The following is a 17,300-nucleotide window of genomic DNA, read 5'->3' on the forward strand; positions in this document are numbered from 1 at the left end:
GCATCACCATCGCATGTCGCTGCCGCACACGGTCCGCGCGTTCACCCACGTTCCGACCGGGAGATCGCTCAGCGCATTCCGGATCCGCTGGGGCCTGCACACCGTGTGATCGGGCCAGCGGACATCGTCCACCTCCGCCATGCTGGGATCGGACAACCAGCCGGTGACCGGATCCAGGAAGCCCTCGATCGTGACGGTGAGCCCCTGCCCAGGCGCGAGACGTAGCTGGATGTCGGAGCCGTTGAGCTTACGGAACGACGCGTCCTCGATCAAGGTCGGCGACCCCTCGATCTTGATGTAATCATAAGGGCCGCCATAGTCTGGCTCGGATGGCTGGTGGATGATGTCGTTCCCGTCCCCGGGCCTGAAGATGTAGCTGTCACCTCCGAGGCCGCCGTGGAGCTGGTCATCGCCAGTTCCGCCATCCAGCTCGTCGTTGCCCGGGCCGCCGTACAGCGTGTCGTTGCCGCTCAGCCCGTACAGGCCGTCGTTCGCTTCGTATCCCCAGAGCACGTCGTTGCCGTCCATCCCGGAGATGAGATCCTGCCCGGACGACCCCTCCAGGTAGTCTGCGGTGCTTGTGCCGACGACCGGGGTGCCGCTCCCGTAGAGCACGAGGTACGCCACCTCGTCGGCGGTCATCTGCGGTGAGCCGAACAGCTCACCGAACTTGATCCGATCGATCGTGTGCCCGGCGGCGCCGTTACCGCCGAAGAACGGGGTGATCCGCAGCGTGTCGGAGTGCCCTGGGACGGTGATCAACAGGTCGGTGAAGTATCTCTGAAACACGACATCGTCGGGCGACGCGGCGATATCCTCGATGATCACGGTATCGACGCTCGCATCGGCCGTGTCGCTGTTGTGAATGATGTCCTGCCCCGCGCTGAAGAAGTAGGTATCGCTGCCGTCTCCGCCCATCATGAAATCATTCCCGCTGCCGCCGAGCAGGTAATCGTTGCCGCCGTCGCCTCTCAGGTCATCGTCGCCGGCACTTCCTTCGAGGTCATCGTGTCCATCACCGCCCAGCAGATCGTCAGCTCCATTTCCGCCGATCAGGATATCGTTCCCTGCGAGACCCTGGATGACGTCGTTCCCATCCATTCCTGACACGATATCGGCCGCCGCGGTCCCCTGAAGGACGTCGTCGCCAGCCGTCCCATTGATAGTGAGGTGGCCCACGGCCTCCCCGGTCTCCTCCATCGTGACGGAGTGGCTGCCGTCCGGCAGGGTTTCTTCCGATGATAGGTCGTGCGCCGTGCAGGCCGATGCGACGCTCAGCGCCCCTACAGAAGCCAGGATCAGAAAGTAACGATTCTCGTTCATCGCGGATACCCTCGAGTTGATTCCGTTCCTACTAGCAATTCCAGCAAGGACCGCACCAGACCCGGTGCGACGCAGGGCGTCCGATCTCGCTGGAAAAATCGCCCGCGAGCCGCCGCGCCGTGACATCGGCCCGGGCGATGTCACGGCGCGACGGCCCGATGTCACGTGACATGTCCCGCGACATCCCCAGGCCTCGCCGGCGCGACGCCGGCGCGGGGCCGCGCGACGTGAGGCGCGGCCCCGCGCCGCGCCGCTACCACTGCATGTCGCTGCCGCACACGGTCCGCGCGGCGAGCGCGGTCCCGCTGGGGCTCGCGACCAGCGCGTCCCGGATCCGCTGCTTGGTGCACAGCGTGTGATCCGGCCAGCGGACCTCGTCGACCTCGTTGATCAGGCGGACCGTGCCGGAGGCGTCGTTCACGAGGAAGCCCTGGATCGTGACGACGAGATCGCTCCCGACGCGCAGCTCGATGTTCGTCGGGTTCACCCGGCGGAACGAGGCCTCGTCGATGACCGCCTCTGCCCCCACGACCTCGACGATGTCGAGATCCTCGAGCGCGCCGTCCGACGGCGGAACGATGATGTCGGCGCCGTCTCCGGGGGTGAACGTGTACTTGTCGCCGCCGGAGCCGCCGCGGAGCGTGTCGTTGCCGGTCCCGCCGTTCAGCGTGTCTGCGCCCGCCTCGCCGTACAGCTGGTCGGCGCCCGCCATCCCGTTCAGGGTGTCGTCGCCGTCCTTCCCGAAGATGGAGTCGTCGCCGCCGAAGCCCGAGATCGTGTCCGGCCCGAGGAACCCGTCGAGGTGATTTGCAGACTCGTCGCCGTTGATGGGGCTCCCGTCCCCGTAGAGCGCCAGGTAGGCCACCTCGGCGGCCGTCAGCTGCGGCGCGCCGGGGGCGGTGCCGAACTGGAACCGGTCGACCGTGAACGTGGAGGCCGCGTTGCCCGTCAGGAACTGCGAGATCCGCAGGGTGTCGGTGCTGCCGCGGACGCTGACCAGGAGGTCGCTGAACCCGTCCTTCCGGAACACCAGGTCGCCGGGCGCGAGGCTGTCGTCGAAGATCACCGTGTCGATGCTGCCGGCGCCGGTGTCGATGTTCTGAATGGTGTCCTGGCCCGCGGAGTAATAGTACGTATCGCTGTCGTCTCCGCCCATCAGCGTGTCGTTGCCAGGCCCGCCGACGAGGACATCGTTGCCCCGGTAACCCCGGAGGTTGTCGTTGCCGTCCCCTCCTTCGAGGGTGTCGTCGCCGTCGTCGCCCGCGATGCTGTCGTTGCCGTCGCCGCCCTGCAGAGCGTCGTTGCCGCCGAGCCCGCTGATCGCGTCGTCTCCCGCGAACCCCGAGACGACATCCGCCGTCTCGAACCCCACGATCGTGTCGTTCCCGGGTGTTCCGGCGAGGGCCAGGTACTTCAGATCCTCCCTCGTCCACGTCGCGGTGGCAGGCTCGCCGATCTGCATGAGGTCCATGCCGTACGTGCCGGCCGTGTTGAAGTGCGATCGGACAGTGATCTGCCGGTAGGTGCCGTTGGCCGAGATCGTGACGATCATGTCCCGGTTGACGTTGCGGACGAGCACCATCTCGGGCGTCACGTCGGCGCCGAGCACGAGCCGGTTGCTGCCCGAGAAGTCGTCGATCAGATCGGTGCCTCCCTCCATCCCGCCGACGAAGAACGTGTCGTTGCCGTCGCCGCCGTTGAAGTGGTCGCTGCCGGCGCCGCCGTCGAACACGTCGTTGCCCTTCTGACCCGAGAGCGTGTCGTTCCCGTTGCCGCCGTTCAGGTGATCGTCGCCGTCGCCGCCGTCGATCGCGTCGTCGCCGTCGTCGCCCGACAGGACATCGTCGCCGCCGAGCCCGAAGATCGCGTCGTTCCCCGCACCTCCCGAGACGGTATCCGCGGACGCGAACCCGAGGAGGGTATCGTTGCCCGACGACCCGGCGAGGGCCAGGTTCCGCAGGTCTGCCCTGGTCCACGTCACCGTGGCGGGGTCGCCGATCTGCACCACGTCCACGCCCAGCGCGCTGGTCTCATCGAACTGCCATCGGACCGTGACCTGCCTCGACACGTTGTTGCCGGCGACCGTGAGGACCATGTCCCGGTTGACGTTGCGGACACGCACCATCTCGGGCGTCACGTCGGCGCCGAGCACGAGCCGGTTGCTGCCGGAGGTGTCGTCGACGAGATCCGTACCTCCGTCCAGCCCGCCCACGAAGAACGTGTCGTTGCCGTCGCCTCCGGTGAAATGATCGTTGCCCGCACCGCCGTCGAGCACGTCGTCCCCGGCCTGACCCGTGAGGTTATCGTCCCCATCGCCGCCGCTGATGCGGTCGTCGCCCGTGCCGCCGTCGACCGTGTCGTTGCCGTCACCGCCCGACAGGTCGTCATTGCCGCCGCGGCCGGAGATGTAGTCGTTGCCCGCAGACCCCGGTACGGTATCCGCCGTATCGAACGCCACGATCGTGTCGTTGCCCGTCGAGCCGGAGAGGGCCAGGCCCCGCAGCTCTTCCCTGTTCCACATCGCCACGGCGGGCTCGCCGATCTGCACGGCGCTCACGCCGAGCGCGGCGTCCTCGTGGAACTGCCACCGGACCTTGACCTGCCTTGACTTGCCGTCCCCAGCGACGTTGATGATCATGTCGCGGTTCACGTTGCGGACGCTGATCATCTCGGGGGTCACGTCGGTGGCGAAGACGAGCCGGTCGTTGCCCGAGGTGTCGTCGACCAGATCATCGCCTGCCTCCAGCCCGCCCACGAGGAACAGGTCGTCGCCGTCGCCGCCGGTGAAGTGATCGTCGCCCGCGTCGTCGTCGAGCACGTCGTTCCCGGGGCCGCCCGACAGGTTGTCGTTCCCGCTGCCGCCGTAGAGGTAGTCGCCGTGGTTGCCGCCGTTCAGCGAGTCGTTGCCGTCACCTCCGATCAGGAAGTCCTGCCCGTCCTGGCCGTCGACCCAGTCGTCGCCGCCTTGCGCGTCGATGAGGTCCGGCGTCTGGTAACCGACGATCGCCCCGCCCGCGTCGCCGTTGTCCAGGGCCTTCACGCGGAGATCCCGGGTGTTCCAGAACGTGCCGTCGCTGAACGCGACGTTCCCCAGCGCGGAGCCGCTCGCGGCGTCCTGGTTGAAGAACCCCGCGACGGAGACCTTCGTGCGGGTGGCCAGAGGCGCGCTCGTCACCTCGATGACGAGGTTGCGATCCGAGCGCGTGACCTTGACGTCCTCCTTGCGGATGCCGTCGACGAACTGCAGCGTGTCGGTGCTGAGCTCGGAGCCGGCGAGGTAGAGCTCGCCGTAGTTCGCGCCGACGACGTAGGTGTCATCGCCGGGGCCGCCGTCGATGCGGTCGGCGTCGGTGGGATGGACGAAGATGAGATCGTCGCCCACGCCGGCCGACACCTGCGTGGCTTGCCATACGAGGTCATGCCCGTTGCGGTGATGATCGTAGCGGAGGGGCGTCGTCTTCGTGGGGTTCGCGAGCTGGCCCTCCCAGGTGTAATCGAACCAGCGGAACTGGCCGCAGAGATCCCCGGGGCTGAGCTTCACCAGGAAGGAGTCGGGCCGGTTGTACGGGTCGGGGCGCCCGCTGGGCTGGAACAGGAAGTGCTTGTCCTGCAGCGTCCCCAGGTACGTCTCATTGTAGTACGCGGAGGGATCCATCGCCGCGGACGGCTGCCAGAAGCACCCGCCGACGGGGAGCCACTGGGTCGCGACCTCCATGGTGGCGTCCAGCGTCGAGTCGAGGGCGTCCGCGAGGAGCGGGCGCGGATCCCAGCCGAAGCGCATCAGCGCCGGTCCCGCGTGGCGCACGAGGTCCACGAGGTCGGCGAGCGCGTCGCTGGTGTCGACCATCTCGTGCTCGGCGTCGAGCTCGAGCTGGAGGCGCTGGTTCAGCGCCGAGAAGTCGAGGCTCCCGGGCCCGGTGGGGTCGGGGACCATCTCGAGGTACGACTGCAGGCGCGTCTGGACCGCGAGGGCGCCGTAGACGCGCTCGTGGATCAGGCGGTACGCCGCGTCGAACCCCCACGTGTTCTGGGTGCTGAACGTGACGCGCTTGCCGCTCGCGTCTGTGGACAGCTGGTCCCAGTCGCGGCTCTCGATGCCGCTGAACACCTCGACCACCGTGAGGCGCCCCAGATGACGCTTGTAGTCGAGGACCATCGGGTGATCGCTGAGCTCCAGCACCTCCTTCAGCCATCGCGGGTTGCCGCTCACGCCGAGGCGCTCCGCCTCCGAGGCGAACAGCGTCGTCAGATCCGTGCGTGTCTGGTTCTCCGTCGCGCCCGGCACCATCGGCGTCACCCCCCAGTCGGACTGAGGCGCATACACCTGGCCCTTGCCGACCGACGAGCCGCCGCTCGTGGTCAGCGCGCCGCCGCCTTGCGAATCGACCTTCGGCTTCTTGACCCGCTGGAAGTGCACCCAGATGGGCGTGTTGGTCGCGATCGACTGGTGATAGAGCGATCCCCCGGGCGCCGCCTGCGCCCAGCGCGCCAGGATGTCGTCGACCTTCCGCCGCTGGCCTTCTCGCGTAGGCTCGGCGGCGAACTCGCTGACGAGCGAGAGCAGCACGGGATCGACCGACATCGCCTCGCGCAGCGGGCGCGCGAACCCGCTGCCGCCCATGTACGGGAGCGCCTCGGCCTCCGCGGAGATCGTGACCGGCTCCGTGAACTCCGCGTAGAAGTTGCTCTCGGCCGGGATCAGGTTGGCGACGATCCCGGTCGTCCCGTCGTCGCGGGTGTACTTCGCCGTGCCGGAGAACGTATTCCCGTTCTGGTTACTGATGTTCCCCGTGGTCGAGAGGGAGATCGAGCTGATCCCCATCTCCGTGAGCGACGCGAGCTCGCCGAAGTCGGCCCTGCCGTTCGAGTTCAGGTCCTGCCAGACGCGCAGCGCGCCGAAGCCGGCGTCGGCGGCGTCGACGACGCCGTCGCGCGTGGTGTCCAGATCGGAGAGGGCGTCGAGGCCGTCGGTCGCCAGCGTCCCGTCGAGCTTCACGGTGTTGACGCCGAAGAGCTCGTTGCCGTTGTTGATCTGGCCGTCGAGGTTGCGATCCCTCACGATCCAGCCGTCGTCGGGCGCCACCCAGCCCGTGGCCGTGGCCACGCCGTCGCCGTCGTGATCGAAGAGGACCGAGCCGGACCCGTCGAGGCCGAGGGTCTCGACGCCGTCGTCGTCGAGATCGATCGCCAGCGGGTCGCCGCCGATATCCATGAAGGCGAGGAACAGCGCCATGTCCGGCAGCTCGGCGTCGATGTCGCCCATGTGCGGCGCCCGGCCCTGGGACAGGTCCAGGAGGTAGTCCTGCCGCCAGCGCATGAAGTCGGCGAGCTGCCCCACCATGCCGTTGCCGAGCAGATCGCGCATGCCGAACCCGACGTACTCCTCGTTGATGATCTCGAGCCCGAGGATCGAGGTCTCGACCGCGTATCCCCAGTTGGGGTTGCCCGACTGTATCCCTTCGAGGATGAGCTTCAGCTTCGCCTCGGTCTCGAAGCGGTCGCCGACCTGGTGCACGCCGCTCTTGTCGGGCTTGTAGCTGGTGAAGAGCGGGCGCTTGAGCCCGATCTCGACCTCCGCCTTGTCAGGGACGTACTCCCACTTGTCGTTCATCTTCCCTTCGGTGACGATCGCGACGGAGGGCCCGACGGGGACCTCGAGCTTGATGCCGCGGTCCGTGCCGTAGGTGATGACGCCGTTGCCTTCGCCAGGCAGGTTCCAGACGTCGCCGTTCGCGATGGCGGTCGGGTTGGTCCCGTAGTTGGCCGAGTAGATGCCCGTGTTGGGCGAGGTGACCTCGAACTTGATGTTCCCGTCCGAGGCGTTCCACTTGAGCTCGAAGCCGCCGGGCCCTTCCCACTTGCCCTCCTTGATACCGCTCTTCGGCTGGATGTCTTCCCAGGACAAGGCATGTGCCGCGGGCGCGACGCTGAGCGCCCCTATCGACGTGAGGATCGTAAGCAGAAGGCTTTTGCTGTTGATTCTTCTCATTGAAGTCACTCCGTACCGAGCACCCGGGTTTCACAAGAACCGTGCCAGGCCCGGCGCGCGCGACCCCTCCGGGATCGACGCGAGGAGTCGCGGAGATCGGGCCGCGCCGTGACATCGAGGTCGCGGTGTCACGGCGCGGCCCCGCGATGTCACGTGACATGTCACGTGACATCGCGGGGTGGCTCGCTGGCCAGCCGCCCCCGAGGAACCCTTGGAGGCTGTTCGCGGACGGCTGATGAGCGCGCGCTGCGGCCCCTACGAGGCTACGCCATGCGCTGCCAGTAGGGGCTCGGAGAGCGGCTTGCCCTCGATCCGGCGCTCCGTCACGGCGAGGAGCCCTCGGACGGGCGTGATGTCGTAGATCCGGGGGAGCGCGAACGGCAGCCCCTCGCCGCGCAGCGAATCGTAGAACCTCCTCAGCACCTCGAGCGCGCAGGCCCGGCCGGGATCCGGATACAGCTTGAGGACGCGCTCGTCCGTCAAACCGTAGACCTCTGCCTCGGTCCCGCTCGCGATCCAGGCGCCTCGCTCGACGCCGAGCTCGCGCAGCGCTGCGTCTCTCGCCGCTGGATCGATCGCGGAGGCGTCCGCGCGGCTCAGCTCCACGAGGGCCCCCTCCTGCCGCCGCCGCCGGTTCGCCCTCGAGCATCGCGGCGCGGCGGCGCCCCGCTCACCGCGCCCGCTCGTAGTCGAGCGCCGCCTTCTCCACGACGTCCCAGTCCCGCGCCGCCCGCTCGGCCTCGGCCACGAGGTCCGCCGTGAAGAGCGTGAGCCCCCAGATGCCGTTGTCCCGCCGCCGGAACGGGTACCGCGTGCCGCGCGCCGTCTCGACGGTGGCCCGCTCGCCCGTCACCTCCACCTTCGCGATGCCGGACAGGTCGCGCCGGAGCCGCGCGACGAACCCCTGCTTCGCGGCGATGTCGACCCACACGTCCGCCCCGTCCTCGGCCATCGCGTGCGCGCGGTACTGCTCGAGCAGGCGCGCGCGCTCCGGCTCCGGGTAGCTCGCCTCGATCCGCTCGAACGCCTTCCGCCGGTAGTCCCGGATCGTGTAGGCCGCGTGCTGCGCCCGGTCCTCGAGGTACGGGAAGCACGCGCGCGGGTCGCTCGCGCCGATGTTGTACGCGATGCGGAGATACGCGCCCTCGGGCGTCGTGTCCGGCGGAAACTGGTTGAGCTTGCGGAGGAGGAGGACGACCGCCAAAAGAGCGACGGCGGCGGCGCCCCAGGCGATGGCGCGGCGACGGGTCATGTTCGAGCCTCCATGCGTGCGAGGGGCCCGGGCGAGCCCGAAGGCGGCGCCGCCCTGCCCGACACGGCACCTGCGCCTCTCCGGTTCATCCCTCGCTCGGTCGAGCCGCCCGGCGCGCTAGTCGATGTGCCCGCCGAACTGCAGGTAGAGCGACGTCACTCTCCGCCGGTCGAACGCAGGCCCGAGCGGCTCGTCCAGCGCGAGGAGCAGGCCGGCCCGCATGAAGAAGGTCTTCTGGCTGTCGTACACGAAATACGGCAGCAGCGAGACCTGCCCCTGGTCGTCGTAGACCGACGACGGGACCCACACGGTCTGGAGCGCCACGCCGCCGCCGAAGCCGGCGCGGCTCTGGAACTCCGGCTCGACCTTCGCCTGGAACACCACGTCGAGATCGTCCGAATCGTCGATGAAGCCGCGCCGGCCGCGGTCCTGCAGCGGGACGAAGAACGTGAGATCGCCGCCCGCCCGGAGCACGAAGGAGCGGCCGAAGCGGTACTCGATGCCGCCGAGCCCGCCGATCGGGAGCGCGTCGGCCGCCCAGAGGTGCAGATCGTAATAGGCCATCGCCGCCGACGCGTAGGCCGTCGCCCAGCGCCAGTCGTAGTCGTCGACCACGCCGAGCGGCAGCGCGGCGCGGCCGCCCGCGTACCACGTCAGCTTGCCGTCGATGTCCGCGTAGTAGAGCGTGAACGTCGGGTTGCCGAGCCCCGCGCGCGCCTGACCGTCGCGCGGATCCTCCAGATCCCCCGGGCCGTTCAGGGAGAGGGCCAGCGGGAACTTCAGGTTGATGAACAGGTCGGGCGTCGGCTCGAACTGGAGGAACGGGACGACGGCGGTCGACGCGCCGAGATCGCGGGCGCTCCACAGGTAGAGGTCCACGCCCGCGTCCGAGCGGTGCACCACCGGATCCCAGGCGTGCGCCGGCGAGGAAGCGGCGAGGAGCGGAGCGGCGGCGGAGACCGCCAGGGCAAATGCGCGAAGCCATCGGGGCGTGCTCATCTCGCGATCTGCCTACCGAGATCCTGACCGCGACGTCAACCGCGTCGCGCCCCCCTTCCTGAGAAGCCGGCGCGCCCCTACGATGCGCCCCATGTCCCGCACGAGACCAGAGGCCCCGTTCCTCGACGCGATCCGGCGCTCGATCCTCGTGTTCGACGGCGCGATGGGCTCGCTGCTCTACGAGCGCGGGGTGTTCGTCACGCAGAATTTCGAGCAGCTCAACGTCACGCGCCCCGACCTCGTGAAGCGGGTCCACGCCGACTACGTCGCCGCGGGCGCGAACGTCATCGAGACGAACACCTTCGGCGCGAACAGGTTCCGCCTCGAGCGGTACGGGCTCGTCAACGAGGTGCGCAACTTCAACCTCGCGGGCGCGCGCATCGCGCGCGAGATCGCGGGCGGCGACGCGTACGTGGCCGGCTCGATCGGCCCGACCGGGCTCGTGCCCGGCGTGGCCAAGCGCGACGACCTCGCCGCGGCGGCCGCCACCTTCGCCGAGCAGGCGGGCGCGCTCGCCGAGGGGGGCGCGGACCTCTTGGTCCTCGAGACATTCCGCCACCTCGACGAGATCAAGCTCGCCATCGAGGCGGCGCGGCAGGCCGCGCCGGGGCTGCCGGTGCTCGCGTCGATGACGTTCGACACGAGCGGCGTCGTGGCCGACGGCAGCGAGCCGGAGCGCGTCGCCCGGACGCTGCGGGACTGGGGCGTCGACCTGCTCGGCGTCAACTGCGGCGACGGCCCGCAGCTGTCGCTCGCCATGGCGGAGCGGATGGCGACCGCGGGGCTCCCGCTCTGCGTGCAGCCGAACGCGGGCCTGCCCCGCACGGTCGACGGCCGCCTGCTCTACATGGCGACGCCCGAGTACTTCGACGTCTTCGCCCGCCGCATGATCCAGGCGGGCGCGGCGATGATCGGCGGCTGCTGCGGCACCACGCCGGAGCACGTCAAGTGGATGGCCAAGTCGGCCCGCATGCTCCGCGGCAGCGCCGTGCCCGAGGTCACCTCGCGCCCGCACGTCACGATGGACGCGCCCACGGGGAGCGAGCCCACGCCGCTCGGCGAGCGGAGCCCCCTCGCGGCGAAGATCGCCGCGGGCAAGTTCGTGGTCTCGGTCGAGGTGAACCCGGCGCCGGGCCTCAGCCCCGAGAGCGCGCTCAGCGCGGCGAAGATGCTCATCGACAACGGCGTCGACGTCGTGAACGTCGCCGACGGCCCGCGCGCCACCGCGCGGATGACGAACCTCGCCTTCTGCTCGCTCCTGGTCCAGCGCTACGGCATCGAGCCGATCCTGCACGTCTGCGGCCGCGACCGGAACCTCATCGGCCAGATGGCGCACCTGCTCGGCGCCCACGCGATCGGCATCAAGAACCTCGTCATCATCACGGGCGATCCGCCGAAGGTCGGCGACTACCCGGAGGCGACGGCGGTCTACGACCTCGACTCGATCGGGCTGCTCCACATGGCGAGCACGATGAACCGCGGCCTCGACCCGGCCGGCAAGCCGATCCCGGGCGGCAAGACGTCGTTCCTGCTCGCCACCGGGCTCGAGCCCGGCGCCCCGGACCTCGACAAGGAGCTCGCGCGCCTGGAGCGCAAGCGCGCCGCGGGGGCCGACATCATCATGACGCAGCCGGTCTTCCACCAGGATCTCCTCGAGAAGGTGCTGCGGCGCATCGAGCACCTGGGGATGCCGGTGCTCGTCGGCGTGCTCCCGCTCGTGAGCTACAAGAACGCCGAGTTCCTCCACAACGAGGTCCCTGGCATGCAGATCCCGGAGGAGATCCGCGAGCGCATGCGCAAGGTGCCGGCCGGCCCCGAGGCCCGCAAGGAGGGGGTGAAGATCGCCCGCGAGATGCTCTTCTCGGTGCGCGACCGGGTGCAGGGCGCCTACCTGATGCCGCCGCTCGGCAAGTACGAGCTCGCGCTCGAGGTGCTCGACGGCCTCAAGACGAGCTGAGCTGCCCGGCCGCCCGCTCCGGCGCATGCGTTCTTGCTTGCAGCGCCGGGCGCGGCGCGGGGAAACTCGGCCGAGATGCCCCTAGAGTACCGGCTTCATTCGCGCTGCGCCTGCGGTTCCGTGCTCTCGTCGTCCGAGTTCGCGGTCGCCTCCCGTCCCTTCGCGCTCGCCGGGACGAAGCGCGTCTACGAGCGCTCGCGCCCGTTCACGGTCCGGCACATCGCCCTCGATCTCGCGCTCGACGTCGCGGAGCGCTCGATCCGCGGCGCCGCGCGGCTCGACGTGGTCCGCGTCGATCCGGCGGCGCGCGAGATCGCGCTCGACGCCGTCGGCTTCGATCTGGAGTCGGTCGAGATCAGCGCGGGCGCGGGGCGCGCGGCGAAGCCCCGGCGCGGCGCGGGCAAGGCGGCGAGCGGCGCGTTCCAGCCGGCCGAGCACACGTACGACGGCGAGACGCTCCGCGTGGCCGTGCCGCTCGACGAGGCCGAGGCGTCGATCCTGGTCCGGTACCGGGCCACGCCGCGGCGGGGGCTCTACTTCCTCCAGCCGGACGAGCACGTCCCCGACCGCCCGCGCCAGGTCTGGACGCAGTGCCAGGACGAGGACGCGCGCCACGTCTTCCCCTGCATCGACAAGCCCCACGTCAAGCAGACGACCGAGCTCCGGGCGGAGGTGCCGCCGGGCTGGTACTGCCTGTCGAACGGCGAGCTCGAGAGCGACGCGAAATCGCAGAAGGCGGGCGTCTTCCACTACCGGCTGGACGAGCCTCACCCGAGCTACCTGTTCACGCTCGTCGCGGGCGAGTTCGCGCGCATCGACGACGCGGCGCTCGACGTCCCGCTCGCGTACTTCGTGCCGAAGGGGCGCGAGGAGGACGGCCGCCGCACGTTCGCGCGCACGCCGGACATGATCCGTCACTTCAGCGAGAAGCTCGGGGTCAAGTATCCTTTCCGCCGCTACGCGCAGGTGGTGGTGAGCGACTTCATCTTCGGGGGGATGGAGAACACGACCGCCACGACGATGTACGAGCACATCCTGCTCGACGAGCGGGCGGCGCTCGACATCTCGTCGGACGATCTCATCGCCCACGAGCTCGCGCACCAGTGGTTCGGCGATCTCGTGACGTGCCGCGACTGGTCGCACGGCTGGCTCAACGAGGGGTTCGCGACCTTCATGGAGCACGTCTATCGGGAGCACCACCTCGGCGCCGACGAGTACGATCACGGCCTGAAGGCCGATCTCGACGCGTACCTGGGCGAGGCGCGGGGGCGCTACCGGCGGCCGATCGTCTGTCAGGACTACGACGCGCCGCTCGACGTCTTCGATCGGCACCTCTACGAGAAGGGCGGGCTCGTGCTGCACCTGCTCCGCCGCGAGCTCGGGGACGCGCTGTTCTGGCGCGGGGTGAGCGCCTACCTGACGCGCCACGCGCGCGGGGTCGTGGAGACGCGGGATCTCGCCCGCGCGCTCGAGGAGGTGAGCGGCAAGTCGCTGGAGCGCTTCTTCGAGCAGTGGGTGTTCCGCGCCGGTCACCCCGAGCTCGACGTGAAGATCGAGCTCGAGGGCGACGAGTGCACCGTGACCGTGAAGCAGACGCAGGCGGCCGGACAGCACCCCAGCCGGGAGCACGCGCTCCAGCCGGACGCCGCGACGCCGCCGGCGTTCGCGTTCGACCTGGTGCTCGATTTCGGCTTCGCGGACGGCAAGGGCTCGAGCGTGCGCCGCGAGGTGCGGCGCGTGGACCAGCAGGCGCACACCTTCGTCATCCCGCTCCCGCGGCGCCCTCGCTTCGTGGTGGTGGATCCGGACCTCCGGATCCTGGGCGAGGTCAAGGTCGACGCGCCGGCCGATCTGCTGCGGGCGCAGCTCGCCCACGCGCCGACGGCGCGCGGCCGCATGCTCGCCGCGAAGCCGCTCTCGCGGCGCGACGACCCGCCGACGACGCGGGCGCTCGGGCAGTCGCTCGCCGACGCGAACGAGTTCTGGGGGGTGCGCGCCGCCGCCGCGGGCGCGCTCGGCGCGCTGCAGTCGAGCGCGGCGTTCGCGCTCCTCGAGGCGAGCGCGGGCGTGGAGCACCCGAAGGTGCGGCGGGCGGTCGCGAGCGCGCTCGGCAACTTCCGGTCGGCCAAGGCGGCGGAGCTCCTCGGCAAGCTCGCCCTGCGCGACGCGAGCTACCTGGTCCAGGCGGAGGCGGCGCGGGCGCTCGGGGCCACGCGGCAGAGCTCGGGGTTCGACACGTTGATCGACCTGCTCGACCGCCCCTCGTGGGGCGAGGTCATCCGCTGCGGCGTGATCGACGGGCTGGCCAACCTGCGCGACGAGCGCGCCGTGCCGCACCTGACGGCCCGGACGCGCTACGGCGTCCCGACGCGGGGGCGCCGGGCGGCGATCCTGGCGCTGCCGAAGCTCTCGAGCGATCGGCGGACGCGCGAGCTCCTCGAGGAGCTCCTCGATCAGCCGGATCCGTACCTCCGGGTCGACGTCGCGCGCGCGCTCGGCGATCTCGGCGACGGCCGGTCGCGCGGCGCGCTCCTGCGGCAGCTCGACCGCGATCTCGACGGCCGGGTGCGGCGGCGGATCCGCGAGGTGCTCCGCGATCTCGGCGGGGCGGGCAAGCGCGAGCTGGACCGGCTGCGGGACGAGCTCGAGGCGCTGCGGCGCGACAACGCGGAGATCCGGGCGCGGCTGGGCAAGCTCGAGGCGGCGGGGAACAAGGCCAAGAAGGCGGCCGACGCCAAGTGAGCGAGCCCCTTTGCCGCGCCGCTTCGGTCGGCTAGGGAGGCTCCATGTCGGACGCCTCTCCCGTGAAGCTCGACCGGCGCGGCGCGGTCGCGGTGCTCACCATCGATCGGGCGGATCGCCGCAACGCGCTCTCGCGCGACGCGCTGCTCGCCTTCGGTCGGCTCGGGCGCGAGCTCGTGGACGACCCGGCGGTGCGGGCGATCGTGATCACGGGCGCCGGGGACAAGGCGTTCTGCGCCGGCGCCGATCTCAAGGAGCGGCAGGGCATGAGCCCGGACGACGTCCGCCGGCAGGTGGGGCTGTACCGGACGGAGCTCGGGGTGCTCGCGCGGAGCCCGAAGCCGGTGATCGCCGCGATCAACGGGGTCGCGTTCGGCGGCGGGCTGGAGCTCGCGCTGATCTGCGATCTCCGGGTGGCGGCGCCGCACGCCGAGCTCGCGCTGCCGGAGACGTCGCTCGGCATCATCCCGGGCGCGGGCGGCACGCAGCGGCTGCCGCGGGTCGTCGGCGAGGCGCGCGCGAAGGAGATGATCCTGCTCGGCCGGAAGCTCGCCGCGGCCGAGGCGCTCGCCTGGGGGCTCGTGAACCGGGTGTCGCCCGAGGGGACGCCGGTGGTCGACGACGCGATCGCGTGGATCGAGCCGATCGCGAGCGGCGCGCCGATCGCGCAGGCGGCGGCGCTCCGGGCGATCGAGGACGGCTACGACGTGCCGCTGGATCTCGGGCTCGAGGTCGAGCGGGTACATTACGACGAGACGCTGCGCAGCGAGGATCGGCTCGAGGCGCTGCGCGCGTTCGCCGAGAAGCGGAAGCCGGTGTACCGGGGGCGGTGACGGCGCGCGCCTCGCCCGCCGCGGCGCGCCGACTGGGCGGCGAGGCGCGTGCGGCCGCCGTCGTGCTAGCCTTGTCTTCATGGATCCAAAGCCGCGCGGCGCCGCGCTCCTGCTCGCCCCGGCCGCCCGAGGCGGCGCGGCGGCCAGGCTCCCGCCCGCAGAGCCGCCGCGGGCGCGTTTCCCGGCCGTGGACGAGCACCTCGTGGCGCCGGAGGTGACGCGCGACGAGCTGATCCGCGGGCGCAAGGTCGTCGCCGCGCCGGCGCTGGAGCCGCACGCCGAGCAGCAGGTGCGGCTCGATTTCCTGATCGCGCCGCACCTCCAGCCCGGCTACATCGGCGCGGCCGACCTCATCACCCGCGTCAACGAGGGTTCGGATTTCGCCACCGATCTGTCCATCCGCAAGGCGGGGCTCGATCCGACGACGGGGCGCCGGTACCTGGAGGAGCTCTCGTTCGAGATCGTCAACGAGCAATCGATGCACGACGTGCGCGAGAAGGCCGAAGATCTCGTCGCCCGGGGCGTGCGCCGCGTCTTCGCCATCTTCGTGAAGCGCGACGGGGTCGCCGAGTGGTCGGCGGCCGAGGGGCGGTTCGTGCCGCTCGCGCCCGACGCGGTGATCGAGGATCCGTGCCTGGTCCGTCCGGTCCCCGTCCGCGCGTTGCTCGACGGCGCGGCTGCCGAGCGCGAGGTCGTCCGCGCGCTGGAGCGCAAGGGCAACCCGGAGATCGAGGCCATCAAGGCGCGCGAGCGCCAGGCAGCGCTCGACGAGGGGCGGCGCGCGGGGCTCGACGAGGGCCAGCGCGCCGTGCTGCTGCGCCAGCTCAGGGCGCGGTTCGGGGACGTGCCCGAGGCGCGGCGGGAGCAGGTCCTCGCTGCGTCCGGGGAGCGGCTCGCGGGTTGGGCCGAGCGGATCCTGACGGCCACGACGCTCGACGAGCTCTTCGAGGGCTGACGCTCTCCTCCCTCGGCGCCCGCCGCGACGGGCGCCCCGCAGCATCGTGCACGGCGCTGCCGCGCGCCCTCGCCGCCCGCCGGGGGGAGCGCCGGCGGCGCCCCGCCCTACAGCCCCTCCGTCGGCGGGCGGAGCACCTCGACCTTCCCTTCCAGCCGCTTCGACACCCATACCTTGTTGTCGCGGTCGACGATCACCGCCCCGCAGTCCTCGATCGCCTCGACGAGCGCGAGCCCCTTCTCGGCTCCCAGGATGAACACCGCGTCGTCGACGGCGTCGGCGGTCAGCGCGTCCCTCGCCCAGATGGTCACGCTCCGGCTCTCGGTCGCCGGGAAGCCGGTCCGCGGATCGATGATGTGGTGATAGCGCCTGCCCTCCTTGATGAAGCTCCGCTCGTAGTCGCCCGCCGTCGAGAACGCGCGGTCCTCGACCTCGATCATCGCGAAGTAGTCGTTCGGTCCCTTCCCGCGCGGGTCCCGCACGCCCGCCCTCCACCGCGAGCCGTCCGGCTTCTTCCCGGCGATGTACAGATCGCCGCCGGCCTGCACGAAGAACGACGTCAGCCCCTCCCCGCGCAGCACCCGCGCCGCGGCGTCGACGGCGTAGCCCTTCGCGATCCCGCCGAGGCTCATCCGCATCCCCGGCCGCGCGAGCATCACCGTGCGCTGCGCGCGATCGATCCGGATCTGCTTGTAATCGATGAGCGCCCGCGCCCGCTCGACGTCGTCCCTCCGCGGCACGTTGTCGTCGATGTCCTCGTCGAACTTCCAGAGCCCGTGCATCGCCTCGAAGGTGACGTCGAAGACCCCGCCGGAGCGCTCGCTGATCCAGAGGCTCTTCTCGATCACGTCGAGCGACTCCGGGCTCACCGGGGCGGCGCTCTTCCCGGCGGCCGCGTTGACCCGCGACAGCTCGCTGTCCGGCCGCCACGTCGTCATCAGCCCCTCGAGCCTGCGGATCTCGGCGATCGCCTTCTCCAGCCTGGCCCGGATCGCTGCCTCATCCATCGCCGCGCTCGCGTAGGCGGCGAGGAGCAGGTTCGTCCCCATCGCCCTCGCCTCGACCGCGACGCGGGCGGGCTCTGCCCGCGCCGCCGCGCTCGCGTCCGGCGCGGACGCCGCGCTCGAGGCGGCGGGCGGGGCCTCCTTGCGCGCGCGCGAGGCGTCACACCCGGCGAGCGCGGGCGGCGCGAGCAGCGCCGCGAGGCCGAGGAGGAGCGAAGAGCAGCGCAGCCTTTGCATTCGAGGATC

At 70.7% G+C, this 17,300-nt stretch carries 10 protein-coding genes; 4 read left to right on the top strand and 6 right to left on the bottom strand.

Annotated features, from left to right (window positions below; genetic code table 11):
* Window positions 1-3: 3 nt before the first annotated feature.
* From WME98_RS17510 to WME98_RS17530, 5 genes are all read right to left on the bottom strand, one after another.
* Entirely contained in the window at window positions 4-1,323 is a 1,320-nt protein-coding gene (locus WME98_RS17510; protein WP_437952341.1) for a calcium-binding protein, read from the bottom strand.
* Between the two features lie 253 nt (window positions 1,324-1,576).
* On the bottom strand, window positions 1,577-7,228 hold the full coding sequence (locus WME98_RS17515; RefSeq protein ID WP_437952342.1) for a calcium-binding protein: 5,652 nt from the start codon (window positions 7,226-7,228) through the stop codon (window positions 1,577-1,579).
* 339 nt (window positions 7,229-7,567) lie between these two features.
* Window positions 7,568-7,918, bottom strand: a complete 351-nt coding sequence (locus WME98_RS17520; RefSeq protein WP_437952343.1) for a hypothetical protein — start codon at window positions 7,916-7,918, stop codon at window positions 7,568-7,570.
* 64 nt (window positions 7,919-7,982) lie between these two features.
* Window positions 7,983-8,564 (bottom strand): hypothetical protein, encoded by a 582-nt coding sequence (locus WME98_RS17525; RefSeq protein ID WP_437334300.1) that lies wholly within the window; start codon window positions 8,562-8,564, stop codon window positions 7,983-7,985.
* Between the two features lie 117 nt (window positions 8,565-8,681).
* The gene (locus WME98_RS17530) at window positions 8,682-9,563 is read right to left on the bottom strand and encodes a hypothetical protein (RefSeq protein ID WP_437952344.1); all 882 of its coding nucleotides are present in this window, start codon (window positions 9,561-9,563) and stop codon (window positions 8,682-8,684) included.
* Between the two features lie 91 nt (window positions 9,564-9,654).
* Here WME98_RS17530 and WME98_RS17535 point away from each other — a divergent pair, with 91 nt between their 5' ends.
* The 4 genes from WME98_RS17535 (at window position 9,655) to WME98_RS17550 (ending at window position 16,050) form a co-directional block, all read left to right on the top strand.
* The gene (locus tag WME98_RS17535) at window positions 9,655-11,520 is read left to right on the top strand and encodes a bifunctional homocysteine S-methyltransferase/methylenetetrahydrofolate reductase (RefSeq protein ID WP_437316091.1); all 1,866 of its coding nucleotides are present in this window, start codon (window positions 9,655-9,657) and stop codon (window positions 11,518-11,520) included.
* 120 nt (window positions 11,521-11,640) lie between these two features.
* On the top strand, window positions 11,641-14,262 hold the full coding sequence (locus WME98_RS17540; protein WP_437952345.1) for a M1 family aminopeptidase: 2,622 nt from the start codon (window positions 11,641-11,643) through the stop codon (window positions 14,260-14,262).
* A gap of 44 nt (window positions 14,263-14,306) precedes the next feature.
* The gene (locus WME98_RS17545) at window positions 14,307-15,095 is read left to right on the top strand and encodes an enoyl-CoA hydratase-related protein (RefSeq protein WP_437334302.1); all 789 of its coding nucleotides are present in this window, start codon (window positions 14,307-14,309) and stop codon (window positions 15,093-15,095) included.
* Between the two features lie 79 nt (window positions 15,096-15,174).
* On the top strand, window positions 15,175-16,050 hold the full coding sequence (locus WME98_RS17550) for a hypothetical protein (RefSeq protein WP_437952346.1): 876 nt from the start codon (window positions 15,175-15,177) through the stop codon (window positions 16,048-16,050).
* 107 nt (window positions 16,051-16,157) lie between these two features.
* Here WME98_RS17550 and WME98_RS17555 read toward each other — a convergent pair whose 3' ends face one another.
* Window positions 16,158-17,291 carry an FAD:protein FMN transferase gene (locus WME98_RS17555; protein ID WP_437952347.1) on the bottom strand — a complete coding sequence of 378 codons (1,134 nt, stop codon included), beginning with the start codon at window positions 17,289-17,291 and terminating at the stop codon, window positions 16,158-16,160.
* Window positions 17,292-17,300 lie beyond the last annotated feature (9 nt).

Source organism: Sorangium sp. So ce296 (assembly GCF_051529605.1).
Classification (GTDB): domain Bacteria; phylum Myxococcota_A; class Polyangia; order Polyangiales; family Polyangiaceae; genus Sorangium; species Sorangium cellulosum_D.

Bases quoted from the DNA above. Each gene is read 5' to 3' on its own strand.
- WME98_RS17525 (WP_437334300.1), bottom strand. From the start codon at position 8,564: ATGACCCGTCGCCGCGCCATCGCCTGGGGCGCCGCCGCCGTCGCTCTT.
- WME98_RS17555 (WP_437952347.1), bottom strand. From the start codon at position 17,291: ATGCAAAGGCTGCGCTGCTCTTCGCTCCTCCTCGGCCTCGCGGCGCTG.
- WME98_RS17530 (WP_437952344.1), bottom strand. From the start codon at position 9,563: ATGAGCACGCCCCGATGGCTTCGCGCATTTGCCCTGGCGGTCTCCGCC.
- WME98_RS17510 (WP_437952341.1), bottom strand. From the start codon at position 1,323: ATGAACGAGAATCGTTACTTTCTGATCCTGGCTTCTGTAGGGGCGCTG.
- WME98_RS17535 (WP_437316091.1), top strand. From the start codon at position 9,655: ATGTCCCGCACGAGACCAGAGGCCCCGTTCCTCGACGCGATCCGGCGC.
- WME98_RS17550 (WP_437952346.1), top strand. From the start codon at position 15,175: ATGGATCCAAAGCCGCGCGGCGCCGCGCTCCTGCTCGCCCCGGCCGCC.
- WME98_RS17545 (WP_437334302.1), top strand. From the start codon at position 14,307: ATGTCGGACGCCTCTCCCGTGAAGCTCGACCGGCGCGGCGCGGTCGCG.